Here is a 25,030-nt window from a genome sequence, read left to right on the forward strand (position 1 = left end):
TCCCAGCGTTACATCGGCGTCCGCGTCTGATCCGGCGCCACGGATTGAAAGGGTTGCAGGACGGTCATGCGCTCGTTGCGCAAGACCCAGGCAAACCCGGAGTACACCACCAGCAAGCAGGCGACGGTCAGGACAACAACCCAGGTCGCCGAGATCATCCGCAACCGTGTGTCGCCTGCTCGCCCAGGCTCAACCGACGCCGCCGACTGCAGGCGTTCACCGCGCACGTGCCGGATCTGTCGATATAAACCATCGCGTACCGCTTCCAGTTGCGCCGCTCCACGCTCCATGACGCGATACTGGCCTTCGAACCCTATCGATAAGCACAGGTACATCAGTTCAAGCATGGCCAGGTGCTTGATCGGGTCGCGGGACAAACGCTCCAGCAACTGGAAAAATTTCTCGCCGCCGAAGGTTTCCTGATGAAAACGGCTCAGCAGGCTCATGGTCGACCAGTCACTGCGGGCACCCCACGCCGTCGTCACCACCGCCTCGTCAATCACACTGCACAGCACATAGCGGGCAGACATGACCTGACTCTTTTCCGCCCCCTCATGGGAGGCCCGCATTTCAAATGCCGAGACCCCCGCCGATAATCGATCGTTGAGGCTCTGCAAGCTCTCCCGGCCGGAACTGGCCTTGAGCTGCACCACCTGGGACAGCAGATCCCAGGCCGCCGTTACCAAAGTGTTGGGCCCTATATCGAAGCTCTGCACGCCCTGCAGGGCGGCCGAGTAGATCATGCGGTCTTCCAGCTGTTCGAAGCGTGGGGGCGTCGGGAAGTCCGTCAGCGCCCCCTGTGCCGGTTGGTTGCCCTCGCGGTCTAGCAGGACGGTTTTTTCGTCCTGCGGGTATTCACTGTCCATAGTCATGATGTTCAGTTCCTGATGGCCCAAAAGTTGAGTTCCAGTCCTGCGAACTCGCCGCTGGCGTGGAAGGCGAAACCACCCGACTGCTCCAGGTGTGTGATGTCGCGGGCACTGAGATCGAGCATGAAATAGGTTTTGCCGGCATGGAACGGGATCTGCCGCGGCGCCACCGGCAGCGGCTTGAGCTTGATACCCGCCAGGTGCAGGTTGACCAACTCACGGATGCGCTCCACAGGGCCGATCTTGAGGTGCGCCGGCAGACGGTGGCGCAGTTCTTCCGAATCGCACTGGGCCTCGGCCGCCAGAATGAAGGTGGCGCAACCCAGCAGTTTGAGATCGCTGACCGGGCAAACCAGCACGCCGTATTGACGCGGTTGCAACGCGAGCTGGGTCGCATGCTGCTCCAACACCCGCGACAGCGCCGTTCGAATGCCGTCCATCAAGCCTCGGAAGCTCTCACCCTGGTCGTCATGTCGGTACCGCCCCTGCGACTGCGCGCGCTTGTTATCGGTGCCGTATGTCGATAGCTCGCCGAGCAACGACAGCAACTGGCGATACACCGCTTCTGGACGGACCTGGGGCTGGCTCAAGTAGTGTTGCAAGAGCAGTTCCGTACGGTTGATCAATTGCAGCATGAGGAAGTCACCTAACTGAGCGCCCGCCGATCCGCCATTACCCTGGACGCGCGTGGCAATCGCATCGCCCCGGGTAGCGAGTAGGCTGATCACCTCCTTGACGCACGACGCCACGTAGCCAGAACGCTGCAGATAGAGGAAGGTCGGTACGAAATCCGCGTCCAGCGTCACGCCCCCTTCCCGCGTCGATTCCACAACCTGGGCCACCTGGAGTTTCACCAGCAGCGGATCATCGCGTTGCTCTCCCAACACCAATCGCAGGTCCGGGCGCGCGCAATGAATCTGGCAGCGCGAATCGGCACCCGCGTTGGAGTCGCCGACTTGAAGTTCACAGCTGACATACCGCGCAAGCACGTCGCCCTGCTCCGGGAGCCGCGCTTCGACCTGATTGCCGATCGCCAGCGGTAACGCCAGGTACACGGCCTGACCGCCGGCACCGACGGGAACCTGCAATACCAGCGGTTCGTCGGCACTGTCCAATGCAAACAGACTGCCGTCGGGAAACATCCCGCTGGCCTGGGTAAGCACCACCTTGCCCAGGTTGAGGTGCTGGGTATCGACGTGCAGCGTCAGGAATCCCCAACCGTCACTGCCCAACAGGCGTGTCTGATTGAGTTGCTGCTGGTAATAACGGTCGTTGTGCTGCAAGTGCTGAGGACGCAGCAGCATGCCTTCCTGCCAGATGACTTTATAGGCCTGCATTTGAGTTCCCCGACCGGCTGGCGAACGGATCCACAAGACGAATACCCGATTCGTCCAACGTCACTTCGACACGCGTGCGCTGTTGCGGGGCCACGGGCAACGCCAGCCGCCATTGCACATGGGGCAAATCCCGATAAGCGGCCAGCACGCCGACATAACGGCTCTGTGGCTCGATGCTGAGTTTGAGCGCCACCTGTTCACCGGGGCGTAGTTCCAGCTCCTCGGAGTTCACCCAGTCCTTAGGCAATGCTTGTTCAGCTCGGGCATACAGGCTGAAGAAATCGGCATTTTCGAACGCGACCGGATGGCGCAGCTCCAGCAGGTGCACCACCACGGGGGAAGGCCGACCGTGCAGGTCCGGGTTCAGCGCTTCGCCGGCCGTCAATGTCAGGTCCAATTTGGTCAGGGTTGAAAACGGTCCCACATGACTGCAACCGCTCGACAGGCTCAGCGCCAACAGCATCAATGCAATAAAGGTTCGATACATAAATCTCATCCTGGGTACGCCGCATGCAATGTGGAAACCAAGCGCACCTGCTCCTCGTAGGCCTTGGAAAAATCGCTATTGAACAGCTGTTCATCCAGGGGGAGCCCATCGACCAGATGTCGGTAGTGACGCTGATAGGCGCGCCAGCACGCGCCGTCGGTGGTGAACCTGGCCGGTTTACCTTCTCGCTCGAAGCACAGCATCAAATGGCTCGGCGCGAACGCCGCGAGCGCGCCGCGCACCGCCGCTCGACAAGCCACCACCAACGCCAACTGATGGACTTGTATCTCCCGACAGGCTTGAGCAAGCGCCAACTCGGCGGACAATTGACCCAGCTCGCCCGCGCCCAGCAATGCCGTTATGGTCGCCTGGGTATCGAGGCAGTCTTTCAGCGGGTTATGGCTTTTGAAGCCAGGCATGGCTGCGCCCAGGTTCAATTCATTGTTCAGCTCATCTCGAGTGCGCAGGCATTGCTGCATTCCCTCGACGGTTTGTCTGAACAGGCCCGCCACTTTGATCGCCAGCGCTTCGCAGGCCACGCTATCGAGCCCATCCATCCGCAGGCCCAGGGCGTCGCCAAACTGCGCCCAGAAGGCTGCCGGCAGCTCGGGCACGCTTCGGTCAGGTGGAGGGGGCGGCATGCGCTTGGAAGGTTGCGCCCATCTCGGCAGCGTCAGGTGATCGCGCTCCACGGCGCTATGGGCAAACGAACAGGTGGGCGTTTCTACACTGTGCGCCAGCGCATCCAGCTCCTCGCAAGACTCATCGCGCCGTTGCTCATGCGCCAAGGCGTGCATCGGGTCCAGTCCAAGAAATGCGTCATCTGGAATGGTGTCGGCGCAGGCCAGCGCCTGCCGGTCGTCCTGCGTCATCCAGCGCGGTCGCAAGTGCGCCCGAATGTCCAAGGCGCCCAGCTGATAGACCTCGCCGTCGGCGATCAGCCGCGCCTGCCCCTTCCTCAAACGCTCCATGCCGCCTGCCACGCCAATGCCATTACTGCTGACATCCGTCAGAAAGTACTGCCCATCTCGGTAGCCGATCAACGCATGGTGGCTGGAGAGCAACCGCGTCGCATCCGGAATTACCCAGTCGCATCCTGCGCCACGACCGATAACACCCCCGACGCGGTCAAACACCTTGCGCAGCGGCGCCTCACCGCTGGCGGTGTCACATACCTCGAACACTAATTGCATCGCTCGGCACTCCTTGCTCACTGACCACGACGCGTCGTTTGGGGGTCGCCCAGCGGACGGTAATCGGCATCATCAAAAACGTAGTTGGCGTTACAGCCGCTCAGTAGACACAGCACAAGCCCCCAGGCTTGCCACGGACGTAGAAGCATCAGGTTTCTCCCGGAAAATTCAGGTACGCGGTCGGACAACACATTCTTGATCGGCTCATTCAGCACTCCCCGCCACATCGCCACAGGGAATGTTCAGACGCGCAAGTCGATACAGCAGCGTGCGACGTGCCACGCCCAGCTCCCGGGCGGTACGGGTCCGGTTACCACGGTTCTTGTGCAGGCAATCGAGCAGAAATACCCGCTCAACCCGCTCCAGGCGCTGGCGTAACGTCGCATCGACACAGGGCACTACCGGCTTCGGCTCCAGGCACAAGTGCGCCGGCAGGATCAGGTTCTCGTCACACAGCAATACCGCGCGTTCGACTCGGCATTTGAGTTCGCGAACATTGCCGGGGAACGGATGACCGGACAGTTGATCGAGCGCCGCACTCGACCATTGCACCGTTGACCGACCCAATGCGACACAGGCCTTTTCGGCGAAATGCCGCGCCAACAGCAGTACATCGCCATCTCGCTCGCGCAAAGGCGGCAGCTCGATGGGGAATTGCGCCAAACGGTAATAAAGATCCTCGCGAAATGTCCCCTCGGCCACCATGGCCGTCAGGTCGCGGTGGGTCGCGGCAATGATGCGCACATCCACCCGATGGCCCGCGCTGGCGCCCAGCGGACGGATTTCACCTTCCTGCAGCACCCGTAATAGCTTGGCCTGCAGCGACAACGGCATGTCGCCTATTTCATCCAAAAGCAAGGTGCCGCCATCGGCGGTATCGAACAAACCGATGTGGTTGCGCTCGGCGCCGGTGAAGGCGCCTTTGCGGTAGCCGAACAGCTCACTTTCCAGCAAGCCTTCGGGGAAGGCGGCACAGTTCTGCACCACGAACGCCTTGCCGTTGCGCGGGCCGGCGCTATGGATGGCGCGCGCCACCACTTCTTTGCCGGTGCCGGTCTCGCCGCTTAGCAGCACGGTGTAGGGAGCCTGCAAAACCTTGTCGATCAAACGACAGGTATCGGCCATCGCTTTGCTGGTGCCGATCAGGCCGTGAGTGCTTTGAGGGGCTCGCGCGCTGACCTGGTTCGTCGCGCGGCTGGGGGCAGGACGCACGCGGCGCAGTAAACCCAATTGCGTCAACGCAAAGCTGCCCAATTGCCCCAATGACCGGGCATAGTCCTGCAAGGGTCTGGGGCGCAGGCTGGCGCACAACAGCAAGCCTTCGAGGCATTCACGCCGACCGAACAGCGGTATACATGACAACGACTGCCACGGCGTCGCCATCGCCGGTAAGAAGCCGCTCTCGTAAACGCTACCACTCAGGTCATCCAGGTTCAGAGGGCTGGCTTGCTTGAGGACATACTGCAACAGCGGCTGATGCTGAACGTCGTCGCCGCATAGCCGTCCGCCTGGCGGCAAGGTACCCGCTAGGTGCTGGGCAATCAGCTCAAGCCGACCCGTCGTCTCGTCGTACTTATACAACTGGCTCAGTTCGCACTGGCTAAGCTGCGCCGTCGCCGCGGCACACAGCTCGGGCAAGCTCGCCTCGTCACTGTCGGTGCCCAGGCGCGTGAACCAGCCCAACAATGCTTCGGCATAAGCCAGGGGATGGGGCAGTTGGCTAAAGAGATTGTCCGTCATTGGCTGAACTCGCAGATCGGTTGTCCACGGTGGTCAAGATCGGCATGGGCGCGCGACAGCGATTCACCGACGGCCATCGCCTCCAACAGACGGTCGACCATCTGTGGCATCAGATGGGTCTCGATCCATTGGTCGATATAGCGCGCGCCACTGTCGCTATGGCTGCAACGGTCAGCCATATGCGCGACCAGTTCCGCTGTATAGCTGAACGCCAGCCGGCGTCCTTCCAACCGCCGCCCGAGGCACTCCAGCTTGGCCCTGGCCAACTGCTGCAACACATCGCCCGCGATCGGGTAATAGGGCAATACGCGCATGCGCGCCAACAGCGCCGGTTTGAAATAATCGCGCAACAGCGGATAGATCGCTGCGTGCAGCGCCTGCGCATCCGGCCGCTGGGCGCCGGAACACAGGTCGGTAATGCAATCGCTGCCCAGGTTGGACGTCATCAGGATCAGCGTATTGCGAAAGTCGATTTCCCGACCTTCGCCATCGTTGGCCAGGCCCTTGTCGAAGATCTGATAAAACAGGTTCAGCACCTCCGGGTCGGCCTTTTCCACTTCATCCAGCAGGACGACCGAGTACGGTCGTTGACGCACCGCCTCCGTCAGCACGCCGCCCTCGCCGTATCCGACATAACCGGGCGGCGCCCCAATCAACCGAGATAGCGCATGTTTCTCCTGGTACTCGGACATGTTCAAGGTCGTGACAAAGCGCTCACCGCCGTAGAGCAAGTCGCCCAGGGCCAGGGCCGTTTCTGTCTTGCCTACGCCGCTGGGTCCCACCAGCAGAAACACACCGACCGGCGCGTCGGGCTTATTGAGGCCAGCGGCGACCGCTCTTAGATTACGATCCAGTGCCTGCACGGCAGGCTCCTGACCGAGGATGCGTGCACGCAGTGCCTGGGCAAACCCAGTGACCGCATCACTGTGCTCAAACGCCAGGCGTTCGACCGGAATCCCGGTCCACGCGCTGATCACTTCGGCCACCAGGCGTGGGCAAACCTCAAGATGAACCAATGGCTGCGGGCCTTGCAGTGCAGACAATGCGCGTCTCTGTTCGCCAAGTGCCTGTTCCAGGGCGTCGACGCCCTGCCCTACACGGCGAGCGTCCTCCAGGTGCCGGCGCAGAGTCAGTGCCTGTTCCGCGCACGCGCGCTGTTCGAGCCAACGCTGCTCCAATGAGTGCCGCTCGCTCTCTACTGCCGCCAAGCGAAGATCCAGCGCGTGCAAAGCCTGCGTATCCACCGGCACCCCGGCATCCCTGTCGCGAATCCATGCCAGGCGTTGTCGGGCGCCTTCGGCCAGATCCGCCTCCAGACGCTGCAACGCCTCAGGCGCGCAAACCCGGCTGATCCGCGCACGCGCGCAAGCGGTATCCAGTACATCCACCGCTTTATCGGGTAGCTGTCGACCCGCCAGATAACGGGCACTCAAGTGTGCCGCCGCCACGACGGCGTCGTCACGCACGTAGACCCCATGGCTGGTTTCGTGCACCGGCACTAGCCCACGCAGGATCGAAACCGCCTGTTCGACGCTGGGCTCACCGACATGGACAGGCTGGAAGCGCCGCGCCAGGGCCGGGTCTTTCTCGAAGTGACGCTTGTATTCGGACCAGGTGGTCGCGGCAATGGTGCGTAGCTCACCGCGCGCCAGCGCCGGCTTGAGCAGGTTGGCGGCATCAGCCCCACCTGCTGGGCCTCCCGCTCCCACCAGGGTATGGGCTTCATCGATAAACAGAATAATCGGGCGTGGGGATGCATTGACCTCCTCGATCACCCCCTTGAGGCGCCGCTCGAATTCACCTTTGATGCTGGCCCCGGCTTGCAGCATGCCCATGTCCAGGGTCAGCACGCGCACATCCTTCAACAGTTCCGGCACTTGGCCGCCGACAACGCGCAGGGCTAGTCCTTCGACAATTGCGGTCTTGCCCACTCCGGCTTCGCCGACCAATAGCGGATTGTTCTTACGTCGGCGCACAAGGATGTCGATCAACCGGCGAAGCTCATCATCCCGACACAGCACCGGGTCGATGCGCCCGGATTGCGCCTGGTGTGTCAGATCGTGGGTAAACCGTGCCAGGCAGGACTCGTCAGCCAATGCAGGCGGGGTTTCAACGGCGCGACTCGACACAAACTCAAGCACACGCTGCGTATCCACACGGCTCAACAGCTCTTGGTAAGCACAGCCGGCATGCTGCTGCGGATGCTGCAGCAGCGCCAATAGCAGCGCGGCGTGATCCACCTCGGTTTGATGCAATTGCAAGTGGGCAACGAGCAATGCCTGCTGCAACCATTGCACCAGCGCCTGGGCGAATACCGGATTACGTGACGCGTTTGCCTGCGCTTTTGGTTGCAAGATGGCTTGCAGCTCGCCGACCTCGACACCAACGTCGGCCAATGCCCGTGCCAGAAGGCAATCGCTGTGCTCCAACCAGGCCAATAGGTAGTCCTCTACCAAGACCTCATGGCCACCCCGTGTGACACATCGCTCGGCGGACCGCTCCAGATCTCGCCGTGCCTGTGGGGCCAATGTGCGGATAAGTTGTTGCAGGTCTACATTTATCATCTTTGCTGATCCCCTAATGTGCGTCGCTGGCCACGATGAGCACACCGTCAGCACAGTCGTGCGCGAGCCAGCTGGTCCATCCCAGCCGGCAGACGTTGTGTTCGCCGATGTGCAGCGGCCTGATCTCTTCTTTCGCAAGCACCAGGCGCAAGTCGTATTCCAGCGGATCGCGCGCAGTCAGCCGTATCAACGAGCACAGCTGCGGATAGTCCGCGCCAGTGGGTAAAAAACCGTGAAAGCGCTGCCAGCCCAGGTTGTGCACATGCACCCTGAATTTGCCGCCACGGTCGGCGACACGACTGCCCAGCACGTTGTCCTGGCCCAGCACACTGTTGGCGACGCCTAGCTGGTTTGTCTGGCATTGAGCGATCGCCACCGAGCGCTCAACCCATTGCTCGATCCACAAGCGGCTGTGCTTGAAGTAGTAACGCAGCACCGTTTCGATCAAGGCCGCCGAATGGGCTCGCAAGCCAAGCAGTCCCAGGTAGGGCAACAGCCGCTTGCAGTCCAGTTGGGCGGCAGCGCGAATCGGCTGGCCCCTCAAACCGATCAACGCAAACATCTGCTCGGAAAAGGCGTCCCGTGCCCCTGTCTCGAAACAGGTGCGGTAACGATATTTACGCCAGATCCCCAGCATCAGTCGCTGCAATCGATGGTGAAACAGATCCAGAAAATCGCGGGTTGCATCAGCGCCTTCGGCGCATGCCTGTTCCGCGTAAAACGCAGGCAACGGCGATCCCGCGCCACATAGGCCCATGACGTTGAGGCGAAGACGGGCGCGCAATTGACCCTGCTCAACAAAAAACTCCAAGCGATCAATATCGTGAGCGGGAAACCCCAACCCTGGATTGGCCTGAAACTCCAAGCGCTCATACAACGCGTCGTCATCCAGCAGCGGGTGCACATCGCGCAACTGCTCGATCACCCGAGCGATCGCCTGGAACAGCGAGTACTCACGGATGACTCGGCTCAGTTGCTTTAAAGCAGGGGCTGTTGGCCCATCCGGATTGGCCATTGGTACACGTCTCCTTGTGTGCTGATGACTCGTAGTTCGTGGTAAGCATTGAGGCTGGCGTACAGCGTGAAGAACTCATTGAGTACCGACGCGAACATAAAAATCTCGCCGGGCCCCAAAAAGCCCTGGGCGTCGACGGTCAAGTCGATTCGCACGCCGCGAAACGGCATGCCGCGATGCAATCGGTCGCCCCCCGTGTGCTGGATGGAGCGCAATGCGTCCAGCTTTCTCTGACTGATTTTTTGCGCCTGCCGATCGTGGTAACGCGGCAGGTCGTAGGTTTGCAGGACGACCTTCAGCGCACTGATGTCGCTCAACGACAGGTAGTTGAGCGACATGTTGCTGATCAACCGCCAAAGAAAGTCCTGATCCAGCGGCGGCGCAAAACTCTCGGTCGGCGCGCAGATATTGCGAAACGACAGGCCTTCGGGAGTTTGTTCGCAGGGCTGGTTGATTGCCCCCGCCTTGAGCGACCGAGGCACGTTGTGATTGGTGCACGTCAGCTCGACCGAGAGGGTTTCCTGGCTTTGCCCCACGCCATTGCCAAACCCCAGCCAGGTATCGAGACCGCCGTGATGTGCGGATGCGCGTTGGCGAATGCTGTAGCAGGGTGAGCCCTCGTTGGCGTCGTGCTCGAAGGATTCAAACGGCACGTATGCCTGATATCCCAACCCTCCGGGGCGCCACCCGGTCACCCGGTCAACGGAAAACACGTCGGCATTGCCCCGCTTGTATTCTCCAGGGATCAGCAAGTATTCATCCTGTTTGCCATCCAGGCGGATCGGAACCGCGTCATGTTCAAACAGGTTGACGATGGGCGTGCAGTACAGCTTCACGTTATCCAGCGTAGGTTGCTGGAGTTGCGGGCAACGACCACTCAGCTCAAAACGCAGCGTCACACCGCACGCTTGCTGGAGGGCTGCGGTCGGCAACGTCTGCAGTACATCCAGCCCAACCAAATCGACAAACAGATACTTGTCGGGAAAGGCAAAATATTCCTGCAGGTGACGGTATCCGCGAAAGGTATTGGGCGGATAAGGGATCAGTGCATGCTCTTCAGCGAAGCCTACGGGTTGTACGCTCTGCGCGCTAATTCGCAGCGACAGATCCTGGCCATTGCCGCCATCGATTCCAACGCCGTCGCGACCGAACGGCCGTAACTCGATGCCGTCCAAATGACGCAGCAACCCCAAATACAGGCCTTGACTGATATACCGGTCCCCGGCCAGATGCAGGCGCAGTCGGTCAAATACGCACGCGTTGAAATTCCCCTCGGCGCTCATGTCCAAGCGCAAGCTCAACACCGCCCGCTCGCCCTGAACGTTGTACTCCAGGGCGCTCAGTTGAAACGGCAGAACCTGAGTGGCGTAACAAGTTCGGAAACGGCAGCGCTCACCGTCGACCGGTTCGCTCTCCACAGGTGTATCCCGCGCAACGGTCACGCCGGGGCCGGCATGTCGCAGCGGGTCGAATTGGAGGATGCTGAACGCCGGCAGCGGTCGCATATAGTTGGGCCACAGCAAGTGCATCAGCGAATGCGTCAGCTCGGGTAACTCGTCATCCAACTTCTGGCGCAGGCGACCGGTGAGAAAAGCAAAACCCTCCAGCAAACGCTCCACGTCCGGGTCCTTGCCGGTCTCTCCCAGAAATGGCGCAAGCGCCGGGTTGCGCTCGGAAAAACGCCGGCCTAACTGACGTAGCGCGCTGAGTTCGCTCTGGTAATAGCGGTTAGCGGACATCGGCATGGACCTCGCTACGACCGGCGTCGCCAAGCCGCGCAGTGAAGGTGACGGGCTTCGTGACACCGTCAACACTCAGCGTGGCTTCAATGGAAAATGCCAGGGCCAATGGTTCCTGATCACGGGGCAAGACGCGCACCAGGACATTCTGCAAGCGCGGCTCGTAGGTCCGGATAAAGCGCTCGATCAGTAGTCGCGACCGGCTCAGGGTTTCGTGCAGGCTCTGGTTCATATCGTTGAGGTCAGGCAAGCCGTAATCCGGCAGCGTTTGGACGCTGCCGGCGCGGATGCTGAGCATCTTGCCCAGATGGGCCGCGACAGAACTCGCACAGCATTTTGAGTGAGGTGCGGAGCGATCAAGACGCTCGAAAAGGCGTTGGTTGCGCATCATCCCTGGCCCCCGATTCATTCTTTGTCGAGCTTGCCGACCAGGGATAAGGTGAAGTCCGCGCCCATGTATTTGAAGTGCGGTCGCACGCTTAGATTGACCCGATACCAGCCGGGCTCGCCTTCAACGTCACTGACAACGATACGGGCCGCGCGCAACGGCCGCCGGCCACGCACTTCGGCACTAGGGTTTTCCTGGTCTGCGACGTACTGGCGAATCCACTTGTTGAGCTCCAGCTCCAGGTCAGTGCGCTCCTTCCACGAGCCCAACTGCTCGCGTTGCAGGACCTTCAAGTAATGAGCCAGGCGGTTGACCACCATCATGTAGGGTAACTGAGTGCCAAGACGGTAATTCAGCTCGGCTTGCTTGCCCTCGGCACTGATGCCGAAGTGCTTGGGCTTCTGCACGGAACTGGCGGAAAAGAACGCGGCGTTGTCGCTGCCCTTGCGCATCGTCAGAGCAATGAAGCCCTCTTGCGCCAGCTCATATTCTCGACGGTCGGACACCAGTACTTCGGTGGGAATCTTGGTCTCGATTTCGCCCATGCTGTGGAAGTGATGCAACGGCAGATCCTCCACCGCGCCGCCGCTTTGTGGGCCAATGATATTGGGGCACCAGCGGAACCGCGCAAAGCTGTCGGTCAGGCGCGTGGCAAACGCATAGGCGGTATTGCCCCACAGGTAGTGCTCGTGGCTGTTCACCACGTTTTCCCGATAAGCAAAGGTCTTGACCGGGCATTCGAGGGGATCGTAAGGCGTACGCAGCAAGAAACGCGGGACGGTGAGCCCGATATAACGGGAATCCTCGCTCTCGCGAAAGCTCTGCCATTTGGCGAACTGCGGGCCTTCGAAATGATCCTTGAGATCCTTCAGGTCAGGCAGGCCGGTGAAGCTCTCAAGGCCGAAGAAGCCCGGCCCGGCCGCGGCGATAAACGGCGCATGGGCCATGCAGGCCACACTGGACGCGTATTGCATCAGTTTCACATCGGGAGCGCTGGGCGCCAGGAAGTAATTGGCGATTATCGCGCCCACCGGCTGGCCACCAAACTGACCGTATTCCGCGCTGTAGATATGCTTGTAGAGCCCCGATTGCGTCACCTCAGGCGAATCTTCGAAGTCGTCGAGCAGGTCCTGGCGCGAAACGTTCAACAGTTCGATTTTGATGTTTTCGCGGAAATTGGTGCGGTCGACCAACAGTTGCAAGCCCCTCCACGCGGATTCCAGTGCCTGGAATTGCGGATGGTGCAGAATCTCGTCCATTTGCAGGCTGAGCTTTGTGTCGATCTCGGCAATCATTCGATCGACCAAGCGCTTCTTGACCGGTTCTGCGCTGTTCTGAGGCTTGATCAGTTCTTCGATGAAGGCCGATACCCCGCGCTTGGCGATGGCATAGGCTTCGTCGTCGGCGCTGAGTAATGTTTGGGCAATAATGTTGTCGAGGATGCTGTGTTCTTCGGTGGCGTTGACCGAGGTCTGTATCGCTTGGCTGTTCATGGCGTCAGTGTCCTTTTACTGAAAATGTCAGGCGGGTTGGCTGCTCAAGCCCAGTTCCGCCAATACCCGTGCGCGGGACTCGTCATCGGCCAGCGCCTGTTCAATGGCTTTACGAAAGCTCGGCGTGTTTCCCAGAGGTCCCTTGAGCGCCACCAATGCCTCACGTAGAGCCATGAGCTTCTGCAACTCCGGAATCTGCTCCACCAGATGGGCGGGGTTGAAATCCTTCATCGAATGGATGCGCACCTGAATCCCCAGCTCCTCGACATCGGCGTCGTCCTGAAGACGATTAGGGACGTTCAGCGCCAGGCTCAGCGCCTGGTTGGCCAAGACTTCGTCAAGGCTGTTTTTGTCGATCGCGATAGGCTTGCGATCTTCGAGCTTGCGCGCGTCTTCGCGCTGGGTGAAATCTCCCAGCACCAGCAGTTTCAACGGCAGTTCGACTTCTTCCTGGGCAGCGCCGATGGCAGGTTTGAAGGTGATGTTGATGCGTTCCTTGGGTGCAACCGAACCTTCTTTGGCCATGGTGTTTCTCCTTTTTTCGAGTGGCTCGAAAGCCTATTCAAGTACCGCTTCGAGATCGAAGAGGCACAGCCTGCGGTGGGTGTCTTCCTTGCGCTCGCGTACGGCATGGCTCTGTGGCAACAGGTCACAGCAGCGGTGCAACAGCTGCGTGACGTGGACAGCGAGTTCCGGCTCCCAGCGCTCCAGCCCCGTTCGTTGTAACTCGAGGTCCAGATGGTCGAGCTGGATCTTCGCCAAATCATGTTTGCCCGCCTGCACGCACAGCCGGGCCTGTGCCAGGCGCCAGTGAAAGCGCTCGCGGTCGCTGCGAGCCCCATGCAACCCCCGCTTGAGTTCATGCACGACGGCCTTGAGCCCGTCTTTGCGCAGCCTGGGCTGCAGGGCCTGCAAGGCGACTTCCCAAGGCGCCTCCTCGACGGCCTCGCACGGCGCCTCGGGCGGCCGCAGGTGACGTAAAACCTGCGTGGCGATCCAGTCCCGTGTGCCCGCATCGGCAAATGGACTACCGTCGTGGAAGCGAAACTCAGGCAGGTTCGGCAGGCGCTGCAGCAGCAGGGCAAAATTCACTTCCAGTTCAGTCATGGCCAGCTCGGCCTGCAGGGCTTCCAGGCATTGCCAGACCATGTGTAAGCCGTCGAACCAGAACATCGCGCCGGCCAGACTGGCCTCAAGTTCCAGCAGCAGATCGGCGTAATGGCCTTGGGCAAAGCGTTCGTGATGGCGTTTGAGCTTGTCCGGTGCTGGGCCGCGCAGCGCGGTGATACGCTCACTGTCCGCGTCCGGATAGCTGAGCAGGGAGAGCCACATCAGCGTGCGATTAAGGCGCAAGGCACGCAGGTCGGTAGCGTTCTGGCGCAACCACCAGGCGCAGAGCGGACGGGCCTGCTCCTGCAATGCTCGCAGCCATTTGTGCGCATCCTTCTCACTCTCCAGCACCGGCTCAGGCTTGATCAGTTGTGTCGTGGCCTGCTTCACCTGGGCCATCACGCCGGTCAATCCTGTGGCCGGCGGTTGGCTCTGCGCGGCGCGCTCCAACTTCTGGGTCAATTGCCTGCAAATCGGCAATAGCAAAGGCGCGTCCTCTTTCAGATGACGGCTCAACAGCTCATCCAGGCCCTCCAGCTCCTCAACGACCGCACGAAAAAGCGGCTGTTGGTCCTGGAGGGCCAAGTGGCGCGCGAGCAATGCCTCCAGGCGCAATACCAACCACTGAAACGCAGCGGCACGGGTGCGCGTTTTTGGGGGATACACCTCCGACCAATGGCACTCACAGAGAAGACGCAATAATTTCAATCCGGCCAGCAGGCCAGGAAAGGACTCACGCTGATGCAGCGCCCAGGCCAACCAGACAGCCACGCGAAGATCCTTGGATTGTTCCCTTAGCAGAACCTCGGCGGTTGCCACGACTTTCTGCCAGTCCGGCTGGCACGCACCATGTATGGATTGGGCCTTGCCCAGCTCGAATTCGAGGGTTTCATACTCAGTTGAAAACCGCACATCGCCGCCCGCAAAATTCGACTGCGAGCAGGGAGTTTGCGCAAGCTCCAAATAATAAGTACAAAACTTTCCTGAATAGACCATTTAGGACCATACGCAACTAAGCATTAGATTCAAGACAAGACAATAACAACTAGACCAACCTATCAACTTGCCATCCTGGCTTCGCCTTAACTTCCACGAAGTTCGCAAACCTTAGTCATGCCAAGACCATTGAGCAAGCAGCCACCCAATACTTAAGTCATTTCCTACAAACCTCTGAATGAGGGGCCTGCGCAGCTTTTTGCGCAGTTGAATACTCACACGCTGTACAGCCAGGCCGTAGAAACCTAGATAATTAAAGGAAGATAATAGCGAGCAATTAAATGCGCACTTATGCGCACATATTCTCCAACTTATCTGCATTTCAAGGCGTTTTTTTAGATAAACACAGACGAAGATTCGGCGCAGAGCGCGGCCCTATTGGTCATCACAGTTTTCGGCACGTTTTTTGTTATAGGCATTTGACCAACCGGCAGCATTGCGGGTTGGAACTACCTCAATAACCAGGCAAGGAAACCCGTCATGCCAACACCCGCGTATCTTTCAATCACCGGTGTCAAACAAGGTTTGATTACGGCAGGCACGTTCACTCAGGACTCGGTAGGCAATATTTATCAGGAAGGCCACGAAGACCAGATCCTGGTACAAGCCTTCTCCCATCAGGTCATCATTCCCAGGGACCCGCAATCCGGCCAACCGACCGGTCAGCGGGTGCATAAACCGCTGATGATCAGCAAGGTCTTCGATAAATCATCGCCGCTGCTGTTCAGCGCGTTGACCAGCGGCGAAGAGGTCAAGTGTCGACTGGAATGGTTCCGTACCTCTTCGGCTGGTACCCAAGAACACTACTTCACCATTGAACTGGAGGGCGCGACCCTGGTGGATATCCAATCACGCATGCCCAACTGCCAGGACCCGGACAATGCGCATTTCACCCATCTGGAAGACGTGTATTTCACCTATCGCAAGATCGTGTGGACCCATGAGGTGTCAGGTACGTCGGGGTCGGATGACTGGCGCAGCCCGGTAGCGGGTTAAACCGAACCGCAGAAACGGCGGCCATGGACGGCGCCGTTTCTGTCGTCAGCTAGACCATCGCCAAGGGATGCTTGCGTTTGGGCGCGCCGAATACACGGTCGATGGCATCGAGGTCGTGCTCATCGAGCACCAGCGCGGCAGCGGCGGCATTGAGCCGCACATGCTCGGGCGTCACCGCCTTGGGAATGGCGATCACGCCGTCCTGGCGCAGTACCCAGGCCAACGCAACCTGGGCGGGAGCTACCTCGTGACGCAGGGCGATCTGCTTGAGCGTCGGACTCGACAGCAGTGCTCCGCCCTGGGCGATGGGGCAGTAGGCCATGAGCGGCAGATGATGTTGTTGCCACCAAGGCAGCAAATCGAATTCGATGCCCCGTTCCTCGATGTTATAGAGCACCTGATTCGTGGCACACGCCGGGGCTGCCAGTTCCTGCAGGTCCGCCACATCGAAGTTGGACACACCCCAGCGGCCAATCTTGCCGGCCTCGCGCAGGCGTTCGAAGGCTTCTACGGTTTCTTCAAGGGGGTACTGGCCACGCCAGTGCAACAAATACAGATCGATATAGTCAGTGCCCAACCGTTGGAGACTGGCTTCACAGGCACGGGGCATGCCCTTCTGGCTGGCATTATGCGGATAGACCTTGCTCACCAGAAACACTTGATCGCGCCGGCCGCGAATGGCCTCGCCGACCACCGTTTCGGCGCCGCCCTCACCATACATTTCGGCGGTATCGATCAGGGTCATGCCCTCGTCGATCCCCAATTGCAATGCCGCGATTTCAGCGCGGCGATGGTTCGGGTCTTCGCCCATGCGCCAGGTGCCCTGGCCGATGACGGGAACGGGAACGCCCGCCAGATCGATACTGCGCATGACAACCTCCTGATGAGTTCTTGGGTTAACCGTGTGGCATTGACCGGACAAAAGGGTTCAATCGAAGTATGGTTGGGCCCTGCCCAATCGCCAGGAAGGATCTGCAATGCTGTTTGTCGTGATGCTCGGGGGCAAACACCCTCGCGCCAGGATCGAAGTTCATGATGTGGTATTCGCCGCGGCCGATACGCTGCAAGGCACTTACCCGCAACTGCGCGAGGCGTGGTTCGGCAGCGCCAAGGGCGTGCATATCGATTCGTGGATGGCGGTCGATGGCGTCGACGGTTGGAAAGTCGAACTCAGCCACCTGGCCCCCCACGCTGACGCCCATCGCCTGTATTTCATCAACCTCGGCGGTTACGAAGCCGAGAGTTTCGGCGAGGCCCACCATTATCTGCTGGTGGTTGCCCGCAACAAACAGGAAGCTAAAAGCCAAGGCAAGCAACAGATGCGCCGGCACTGGTCCCAGGCGCATACCGACGCTGTGCTGGACGTGGATGACTGCCTGCCCATCGACCTGGTGGATGGCCGCTACGTGCATCTGGTCCAGGGTGAGCACCTTCCGATCGTCAAGCGCAACGATTACATCGTTCTATAGTGAAACATCAGCCTGCCTGCGAAAGGCATGGCCCGCCGCCGTACCGCTCAGGCAATCCCTGGGAACTTTGCCGGGAAATAACCGCCTGAATCCGGTACGCTCACCCTTTTCATTCAAGGAGTTACTCTCATGGCCAAAGCCACCGCCCGCCACATCCTCGTGTCCACCGAAGACAAGTGCAACGAACTCAAGGCCCAAATCGAAGGCGGCGCTGACTTCGCAGAAATCGCCAAAGCCAACTCCAGCTGCCCTTCCAGCCGCGATGGCGGCAACCTGGGTTCGTTCGGTCCAGGCCAGATGGTTAAAGAATTCGACACCGTGGTGTTCAGCGCTCCAGTCAACACCGTGCAAGGCCCGGTCAAGACTCAGTTCGGCTACCACCTGCTGGAAGTTACCAGCCGTCAGGACTGATTTGTCCTGCGCTGATGCGTGAAACAACGGCCCGCCATTCGGTGGGCCGTTGTGCATCTGATCACTGGCGACGCTGCCGCCGTTAGCGTACAAATCCCTATTCTTTTTATCCGGCGTTCAAGGCTGACAATGCGATTGGCTTTTTTCACACCCCTTATCAGTACTGCCCTGGCCTTTGTACTGGCGAGTACCGCCGTGATCGCGGCGCCACAAACGTACCTCACGGTGTACGGAGAACCGGCCAAGTACCCCGCCGGTTTCACCCATTTCGACTATGCCAACCCCAAAGCCCCCAAGGGCGGCAGCCTGCGGCGTTCGGCCATTGAGATCGGGCGCTTCGATCATGTGTTGCCGTATATCGATAAAGGCATTGGCGTGTCCCAGGTCGACGGCTGGCTCTACGCGCCGCTGGCCCAACGCTCACTGGACGAACCCTACACGGTGTACGGGCTGGTAGCCGAGAAGATGGAGCGCGCCGAGGATGGCCTGTCGCTGCGCTTTTACCTGAACCCCAAGGCCCGCTTCGCCGACGGTAAACCGATCACCGCCGAAGACGTACGCTACAGTTTCGATCTGTTGATGACCCAAGGCAGCCTGCGCTTTCGTACGCTGTTCGCCGACGTCAAGCACGTCGAAGTGGAAGGCGAACGCCAGGTACGCTTTGACTTCTCCAGCAATGAGAACCGTACCCTGCCCCTGGATATCGCCACCCTGCCGGTATTTCCGGAGCACTGGTGGAAGACCCGCGACTTTGCCAACGGCGGCGGCTACGAGGCGCCACTGGGCAGCGGCCCGTACAAAGTCAGCAAGATCGACTCGGGCAGCACCATCACCTTTACCCGCGACCCCGACTGGTGGGGCAAGGACCTGCCCGTCAGCCGTGGCCTCTACAACTTCGATCACCTGAGCCTGGAATACTTCGGCGACACCGAAGTGGCGCGCCAGGTATTGCGCGGCGGGGCCTATGACTTCAACCGCGAGTTTTCCGCCACCGGCTATTCCATCGGCTACAACGGCCCTGCCCTCGACGATGGCCGCCTGCAACGCGCGCATTTGGCCAAGGAAATGCCGCAACCGGCGCAAGGCTATGTGTTCAATGTGCAAAAGCCGATGTTTCAGGATCGCCGCGTGCGCCAGGCCTTGGCGATGCTGTGGGACTTCGAGTGGGCCAACCGGCAGATGATGCGCAACATGTACATCCGCCAGCAGAGCTTTTTCTCTAACAGCCCGCTGGCCGCCACCCAACTGCCAAGCCAGGAAGAGCTGGCCATTCTGGAACCGCTGCGCGGGCAAATACCCGCTGAGGTATTCACCCAAGTGTTCAAGGCGCCAGTCACCGATGGCAGCGGCATGATCCGCGACAAACAATTGCAGGCCCTGGCCCTGCTTGAGCAAGCCGGCTGGAAACCCGACGGCGACAAATTGGTGAACGCCCAGGGCGAGCCGCTGGAGTTCACCTTTCTTAACGCCCAGGCCGGCCTGGAACGCCTGCTGTTGCCCTACAAACGCAACCTGGCGCAGATCGGCATCACCCTCAATATCCGCCGCATCGATTCCTCCCAATATGTAAACCGCCTGATGAGCCGGGATTACGACATGATCGTCACCGGGTTCCCGGTCACCACTTCGCCGGGGATGGAGCTGTACAACTACTTCGGTTCCGCCGCCGCGTTCGATCCGGGCGCCAACAACTACATGGTGCTCAAGGACCCGGCCGTGGACAGCCTGATCAAGGGTCTGGTCAAGGCCAACACCCAGGCCGAGATGCTGACCTACGCCCATGCCCTGGACCGGGTGCTGCAATGGAACTACCTGTGGATCCCCAATTATTACCCGCCGGGTACGTCGGCGGCGTGGTGGAACCGTTTTGGCCGCCCCGCTATCGAGGCCAAGAACGACGAGGCCCTGGAAACCTGGTGGGAAATCAGCCCCACACCGCTGACGAATGAACAAATGAAAGCCGAACTGGAAAAACGCGGGGAGGCCCGCTGATGTTTGCCTATATCGTGCGGCGCCTGCTGCTGATCATCCCCACCCTGGTGATCATCCTGCTGGTGAATTTCGTGATTGTGCAGGCCGCCCCCGGCGGCCCGGTCGAACAAGCCATCGCCCATCTGCAAGGAATTGGCGGCGGTGGCGTCGGCGGCTCGTCCGCCGAAGGCATGGGCAGCGGCTCCCGCGCCAGTCGCGGTCTGGACCCGAAGCTGATCAAGGACATCGAAAAGCAATACGGCTTCGATAAGCCCGCGCCGGAGCGGTTGTGGCTGATGCTCAAAAGCTATGCCCAGCTGGACTTCGGTAACAGCTTCTTCCGTGGCAAAACCGTGATCGACCTGATCCTGGAAAAAATGCCCGTGACCATTTCTCTTGGGCTCTGGGCAACCCTGATCACTTACCTGGTGTCGATCCCCCTGGGCATTCGCAAGGCCGTGCGCCATGGCAGCAGCTTTGATGTCTGGAGCAGCACCGCCATTGTGATCGGCTATGCCATGCCGGCGTTCCTGTTCGCGATGTTCCTGATCGTGGTGTTCGCCGGCGGCACTTCCCTGAACTGGTTTCCGGTGCGCGGCCTGGTGTCGGAGAATTTCGAAGAGCTGAGCACCGTGGGCAAGGTGGCCGATTATTTCTGGCACCTGGTGCTGCCGGTGACCTCCCTGGTGATCGGCGGGTTCGCCACCTTGACCATCCTGACCAAAAACTCATTCCTGAATGAAATCACGCGTCAGTACGTGGTCACCGCGCGCGCCAAGGGTTTGAGCGAGCGCCGCGTGCTGTACGGTCATGTATTTCGCAACGCCATGTTGCTGGTGATCTCGGGGATTCCCCAGGCGTTCATCAGTGTGTTCTTTGCCGGTTCGCTGCTGATCGAAGTGATCTTCTCCCTCGACGGCCTGGGGCGCATGAGCTACGAAGCCGCCGTCTCTCGGGACTACCCGGTGGTGTTCGGCTCGCTGTTTATCTTCACCTTGTTCGGGCTGCTGATAAAACTGATCGGCGACCTCTGCTACACCCTGGTGGACCCGCGTATCGACTTCGCCGCGAGGAACGCCTGATGCTTAATCTGTCTCCGGTGGCCCGCCGACGTTTCGAGCGGTTCAAGAGAAACCGTCGCGGCTGGTGGTCGCTGTGGCTGTTTATCGGCCTGTTTATCCTGACCCTGGGCGGCGAGTTGATCGCCAACGACAAACCCTGGGTGCTGAGCTACAAGAACGAGCTGTATTTCCCGGTGTTCAAGCGCTACACCGAGCAACAGTTCGGCGGACAGTTGCCGTTCCAGGCCGACTACCGCAGCGATTACGTACAAAAGCTGATCCAGCAGGATGGCGGCTGGATGTTGTTCCCGCCGATCCCGTTCAGCGACGATACCCCCAACTACGAACTGACCCGCCCTGCCCCCAGCCCGCCCTCGGCGGTGAACTGGCTGGGCACCGACGATCAGTCGCGGGATGTGCTGGCACGGGTGATCTTCGGCGCGCGGGTGTCGATTCTGTTTGCCCTGGCGCTCACCGCGATCAGCGCGGCCATCGGCATCGCGGCTGGCGCGTTGCAGGGTTACTACGGCGGCTGGGTGGACTTGATCGGACAGCGCGTGCTTGAAGTGTGGTCCGGTTTGCCGGTGTTGTACCTGCTGATCATTCTGTCGGGGTTCGTGGAGCCGAATTTCTGGTGGCTGCTGGGGATCATGGCGCTGTTTTCCTGGCTGGCGCTGGTGGACGTGGTGCGCGCCGAGTTCCTGCGCGGGCGCAACCTGGAATACGTCAAGGCCGCAAGGGCCTTGGGCCTGGGGGACGGCAAGATCATTGGCCGGCACATCCTGCCCAACGCCATGACTGCGACCTTGAGCTACCTGCCGTTCATTTTGACCGGGGCAATTTCCACCTTGAGCGCCCTGGACTTCCTCGGCTTCGGCATGCCGGCGGGCAGTGCGTCCCTCGGTGAATTGATCGCCCAGGGCAAGCAGAACCTGCAGGCGCCGTGGCTGGGCCTGACCGCGTTTTTCACCTTGGCGCTGATCCTGTCGCTGCTGGTCTTTATCGGCGAGGCGTTGCGTGACGCCTTCGACCCACGCTCATGAGTGATTGCAAATGAACCTGATCGAGATCCGCGACCTGTGCGTCGCCTTCAACGGCCAGACCGTGGTACACAACTTGAGCCTGGATGTGCGCCCCGGCGAATGCCTGGCACTGGTGGGTGAGTCGGGCTCGGGTAAATCGGTGACCGCCCATTCGATCCTGCAACTGTTGCCCGAAGCCGGCACTGCCACCACCGGCTCGGTGAAGTATCGCGGCAAAGAGCTGGTGGGCGCTCCGGCGGCGACCTTGCAGAAGCTGCGCGGCAACCGTATCGCCATGATCTTCCAGGAGCCGATGACCTCTCTCAACCCACTGCACAGCATCGAAAAGCAGATCGGTGAAACCCTGTTGCTGCACAAAGGCCTGGGCGGCAAAGCGGCGCAGGCGCGTATCTTGGAACTGCTCGACATGGTGGGCATCCAGAAACCGAGGGAACGCCTCAAGGCCTATCCCCACCAATTGTCCGGCGGCCAACGCCAACGGGTGATGATCGCCATGGCCTTGGCGTGCGAGCCGGAACTCTTGATCGCGGACGAACCTACCACCGCGCTGGATGTGACCGTGCAGCGCAAGATCCTGCTGCTGCTCAAATCCTTGCAACAACGCTTGGGCATGTCGCTGCTGCTGATCAGCCATGACCTCAACCTGGTGCGCAGCATCGCCCAGCGGGTGTGCGTGATGCATGCCGGCGAGATCGTCGAGCAGGCCGAATGCCAGGCTCTGTTCAGCGCGCCGCAGCATCCTTACAGCCGCCTGCTGCTGGATGCCGAACCGGCGGGCGATGCACTGTGCAGCGAGGAACGCGAGACGGTGCTGCAAGTGGAGGACCTGAGCGTGCAGTTCCGTCTCGGTGGTGGGCTATTTCAACGCAAGACCTACCTGCGCGCGGTGGACGGTATCAGCCTCAGCGTGCAACGTGGCAAGACCCTGGGCATCGTTGGTGAATCCGGCTCGGGTAAATCCACCCTCGGTCAGGCGATCCTGCGCCTGCTGGACTCCCACGGCAGCATCCGCTTCCAGGGCCAGGCCCTCGATACCCTCAACCATCACCAGATGCGACCATGGCGCAAGCAGATGCAGGTGGTGTTCCAGGACCCTTATGGCAGCCTCAGCCCGCGCATGTCGGTGCAGCAGATCATCAGCGAAGGCCTGGAGGTGCACGCCCCGTGCAGCCTGGCCGAGCGCGAAGCGCAGGTGATCCAGGTGCTCAAGGACGTGGGCCTGGACCCCGCCAGTCGGCATCGTTACCCCCACGAGTTTTCCGGCGGCCAGCGCCAGCGCATCGCCATCGCCCGCGCGCTGGTGCTCAAGCCGGCGCTGATGCTGCTGGACGAACCCACCTCCGCCCTTGACCGCACCGTACAAAAGCAAGTGGTGGCGCTGCTGCGTGAACTGCAGGAAAAATACGGCCTGACGTACCTGTTTATCAGCCATGACCTGGCCGTGGTGCGGGCCATGGCCCACGACATGATCGTGATCAAGGAGGGCAAAGTGGTGGAGCGCGGCGCCAGCCACGATGTATTCGAGTCGCCGCAACACCCCTACACCAAGGAACTGATGGCAGCGGCGCATATTCCGCTGTAGGACGTTATGGAACTTCACTCACCCTTTTGCTGGCGGCATGGGCATGAACCTCACCGATAACCTCACCGATTACCAACAGGTACGCGGCCTGGCCATCCAGTCGCTGTTCGAAATCATCGAGCAGTCCAGCGAAGGCACGGTGATCGTCGACCGCGACGCCAATATCGTGTGGATGAACGAGCGCTACGCCAAGCGCTTCGGCCTGAACAGCGCGGATGAGGCCATCGGCCAACCCTGCGAGCGGGTGATTTCCAACAGCCTGCTGCGCCAGGTGGTGCGCACCGACCGGCCGATCCTGCTGGATATCCAGGACACTCCCAAAGGCCCGCTGGTGGTGATGCGCCTGCCGATTCACAACGATGCCGGGGCGGTGATCGGTGCCATCGGCTTCGCGCTGTTCGATGAGCTGCGCAACCTGTCGCCATTGATCGAGCGCTACATGAGCATGCAGCAGGAACTGGCCTCCACCCGCTCGTTGCTGCGCTCACGCCAGAGCAAGTACACCTTCGCGCACTTTATCGGTACCAGCGCCGCGAGCCTGGAAGTCAAACGCCGGGCGCGGCGCAGCGCCAAGACTGAGTCGCCGGTGTTGCTACTGGGGGAAACCGGCACCGGCAAGGAGCTGCTGGCCCAGGCCATTCATGGCGCATCGTCACGGGCGCACAAGGCATTCGTGAGCATCAACAGCGCGGCTATCCCCCATGACCTGCTCGAAGCCGAGTTCTTCGGCACCGCGCCCGGCGCGTTTACCGGCGCCGACCGCAAGGGCCGCCCCGGCAAGTTCCAGATCGCCCAGGGCGGCACGCTGTTTCTCGACGAAATCGGCGACATGCCCCTGCCGCTGCAAAGCAAACTGCTAAGGGTGTTGCAGGAAAAGGAGTTCGAACCGGTCGGCTCCAACGAGATGCTACACAGCGACGTACGGGTGATTGCGGCCACGTCGATGGACCTTGAGGCGGCGATCAAACGTGGCGAGTTTCGCGCGGACCTGTATTACCGCCTGAATGTGCTGCCGATCCAGGTCCCGCCCCTGCGCGAACGCTTGGAAGATATTCCGGCGCTTAGCGAGGCGATCCTCGAAGAACTGCGCAGCCATCACGAACTGGACCGCGAAGCCCTGGACTTATTGGCCCAGCATGCCTGGCCGGGGAATATCCGTGAGTTGCGCAACGTACTGGAGCGCGCGGCGCTGTTAAGTGATGACTTGATATTGAACGCCCAGGAAGTCCGTGCGGCCATTGGCACCTTCAGCCCGGTGGTACGTAGCACTGCCGTGGCGGCGGAGGAAGGTGAAAGCTACAACGCGGCGCGGGAGCGGTTTGACCGGCAGGTGATTGTGGCGGCGCTCAAAGCCTGTGATGGGAGTGTGGTCGAGGCGGCTAAGCGGTTGCGGCTGGGGCGGTCGACGTTGTACAAGAAAATGGTCGCGCTAGGTATCACCTGATCTCAAATAAGAGACTTAATTCTTAAAAAATAGACAATCACTGTGGGAGGGGGCTTGCCCCCGATAGCATTGGTTAAGGCACCCTATTTCAGGCTCATACACCGCAATCGGGGGCAAGCCCC

Annotated in this window: 22 protein-coding genes; 8 read left to right on the forward strand and 14 right to left on the reverse strand. The window is 60.5% G+C overall.

What is annotated here, in order from left to right; all coding sequences use genetic code 11:
• Positions 1-8: 8 nt before the first annotated feature.
• From icmH to tssA, 13 genes are read right to left on the reverse strand one after another with little or no spacing between them, the layout of a single operon-like run.
• A complete protein-coding gene (gene icmH, locus QRN41_RS06260; protein WP_285421326.1) occupies positions 9-872 on the reverse strand; it encodes a type IVB secretion system protein IcmH/DotU in 864 nt (287 codons plus the stop codon).
• Between the two features lie 5 nt (positions 873-877).
• The gene (gene tssK, locus QRN41_RS06265; RefSeq protein WP_285421327.1) at positions 878-2,206 is read right to left on the reverse strand and encodes a type VI secretion system baseplate subunit TssK; all 1,329 of its coding nucleotides are present in this window, start codon (positions 2,204-2,206) and stop codon (positions 878-880) included.
• Positions 2,193-2,693: a type VI secretion system lipoprotein TssJ gene (gene tssJ / locus QRN41_RS06270; RefSeq protein WP_034138384.1), complete on the reverse strand. Its 501-nt coding sequence runs from the start codon at positions 2,691-2,693 to the stop codon at positions 2,193-2,195. Before tssJ ends, tssK begins: the two co-directional genes overlap by 14 nt.
• A 5-nt stretch (positions 2,694-2,698) precedes the next feature.
• Complete coding sequence (gene tagH / locus QRN41_RS06275) at positions 2,699-3,886, reverse strand: type VI secretion system-associated FHA domain protein TagH (protein ID WP_285421328.1); 1,188 nt, start codon at positions 3,884-3,886, stop codon at positions 2,699-2,701.
• A 17-nt stretch (positions 3,887-3,903) separates the two neighbouring features.
• Positions 3,904-4,035 carry a type VI secretion protein gene (locus QRN41_RS06280; protein WP_080758744.1) on the reverse strand — a complete coding sequence of 44 codons (132 nt, stop codon included), beginning with the start codon at positions 4,033-4,035 and terminating at the stop codon, positions 3,904-3,906.
• 55 nt (positions 4,036-4,090) lie between these two features.
• Positions 4,091-5,626, reverse strand: coding sequence for a sigma 54-interacting transcriptional regulator (locus tag QRN41_RS06285; protein ID WP_285421330.1), 1,536 nt, complete (start codon positions 5,624-5,626; stop codon positions 4,091-4,093).
• Positions 5,623-8,190, reverse strand: a complete 2,568-nt coding sequence (gene tssH / locus QRN41_RS06290; RefSeq protein WP_285421331.1) for a type VI secretion system ATPase TssH — start codon at positions 8,188-8,190, stop codon at positions 5,623-5,625. Before tssH ends, QRN41_RS06285 begins: the two co-directional genes overlap by 4 nt.
• Before the next feature lie 13 nt (positions 8,191-8,203).
• Entirely contained in the window at positions 8,204-9,205 is a 1,002-nt protein-coding gene (gene tssG, locus QRN41_RS06295; protein WP_123479956.1) for a type VI secretion system baseplate subunit TssG, read from the reverse strand.
• Positions 9,169-10,944 (reverse strand): type VI secretion system baseplate subunit TssF, encoded by a 1,776-nt coding sequence (tssF, locus tag QRN41_RS06300; protein ID WP_285421332.1) that lies wholly within the window; start codon positions 10,942-10,944, stop codon positions 9,169-9,171. The genes tssG and tssF overlap by 37 nt, the downstream gene beginning before the upstream one ends.
• The gene (gene tssE, locus QRN41_RS06305; protein WP_094066673.1) at positions 10,934-11,335 is read right to left on the reverse strand and encodes a type VI secretion system baseplate subunit TssE; all 402 of its coding nucleotides are present in this window, start codon (positions 11,333-11,335) and stop codon (positions 10,934-10,936) included. The genes tssF and tssE overlap by 11 nt, the downstream gene beginning before the upstream one ends.
• Positions 11,336-11,349: 14 nt before the next feature.
• Positions 11,350-12,825: a type VI secretion system contractile sheath large subunit gene (tssC, locus tag QRN41_RS06310; protein ID WP_034138391.1), complete on the reverse strand. Its 1,476-nt coding sequence runs from the start codon at positions 12,823-12,825 to the stop codon at positions 11,350-11,352.
• A 27-nt stretch (positions 12,826-12,852) separates the two neighbouring features.
• Positions 12,853-13,350, reverse strand: coding sequence for a type VI secretion system contractile sheath small subunit (gene tssB, locus QRN41_RS06315; RefSeq protein ID WP_034138392.1), 498 nt, complete (start codon positions 13,348-13,350; stop codon positions 12,853-12,855).
• Positions 13,351-13,383: 33 nt separating this feature from the next.
• A complete protein-coding gene (gene tssA / locus QRN41_RS06320; protein ID WP_285421333.1) occupies positions 13,384-14,931 on the reverse strand; it encodes a type VI secretion system protein TssA in 1,548 nt (515 codons plus the stop codon).
• Positions 14,932-15,411: 480 nt separating this feature from the next.
• On the opposite strand from tssA, the gene QRN41_RS06325 reads away from it, so the two are divergent.
• Entirely contained in the window at positions 15,412-15,927 is a 516-nt protein-coding gene (locus QRN41_RS06325) for an Hcp family type VI secretion system effector (protein ID WP_017527976.1), read from the forward strand.
• 49 nt (positions 15,928-15,976) lie between these two features.
• On the opposite strand, the gene QRN41_RS06330 is transcribed toward QRN41_RS06325, so the two are convergent.
• Positions 15,977-16,798 (reverse strand): aldo/keto reductase, encoded by an 822-nt coding sequence (locus QRN41_RS06330; RefSeq protein ID WP_034098310.1) that lies wholly within the window; start codon positions 16,796-16,798, stop codon positions 15,977-15,979.
• A gap of 106 nt (positions 16,799-16,904) precedes the next feature.
• Here QRN41_RS06330 and QRN41_RS06335 point away from each other — a divergent pair, with 106 nt between their 5' ends.
• The 7 genes from QRN41_RS06335 (at position 16,905) to QRN41_RS06365 (ending at position 24,908) form a co-directional block, all read left to right on the forward strand.
• Positions 16,905-17,396 (forward strand): DUF1543 domain-containing protein, encoded by a 492-nt coding sequence (locus tag QRN41_RS06335; protein ID WP_094066675.1) that lies wholly within the window; start codon positions 16,905-16,907, stop codon positions 17,394-17,396.
• Between the two features lie 129 nt (positions 17,397-17,525).
• Entirely contained in the window at positions 17,526-17,807 is a 282-nt protein-coding gene (locus QRN41_RS06340) for a peptidylprolyl isomerase (protein ID WP_010210937.1), read from the forward strand.
• Between the two features lie 129 nt (positions 17,808-17,936).
• Entirely contained in the window at positions 17,937-19,799 is a 1,863-nt protein-coding gene (locus tag QRN41_RS06345) for an extracellular solute-binding protein (protein ID WP_167417689.1), read from the forward strand.
• Entirely contained in the window at positions 19,799-20,860 is a 1,062-nt protein-coding gene (locus tag QRN41_RS06350; protein ID WP_123479962.1) for a microcin C ABC transporter permease YejB, read from the forward strand. The genes QRN41_RS06345 and QRN41_RS06350 overlap by 1 nt, the downstream gene beginning before the upstream one ends.
• Positions 20,860-21,882: an ABC transporter permease gene (locus QRN41_RS06355; RefSeq protein ID WP_034138398.1), complete on the forward strand. Its 1,023-nt coding sequence runs from the start codon at positions 20,860-20,862 to the stop codon at positions 21,880-21,882. Before QRN41_RS06350 ends, QRN41_RS06355 begins: the two co-directional genes overlap by 1 nt.
• Positions 21,883-21,892: 10 nt before the next feature.
• Positions 21,893-23,464, forward strand: coding sequence for an ABC transporter ATP-binding protein (locus tag QRN41_RS06360; protein WP_167417686.1), 1,572 nt, complete (start codon positions 21,893-21,895; stop codon positions 23,462-23,464).
• A gap of 43 nt (positions 23,465-23,507) precedes the next feature.
• Entirely contained in the window at positions 23,508-24,908 is a 1,401-nt protein-coding gene (locus QRN41_RS06365; protein ID WP_285421334.1) for a sigma-54 interaction domain-containing protein, read from the forward strand.
• Positions 24,909-25,030: the final 122 nt, after the last annotated feature.

Source organism: Pseudomonas sp. efr-133-TYG-23 (genome assembly GCF_030209215.1).
In the GTDB taxonomy this organism is placed as follows: Bacteria; Pseudomonadota; Gammaproteobacteria; order Pseudomonadales; family Pseudomonadaceae; genus Aquipseudomonas; species Aquipseudomonas rhodesiae.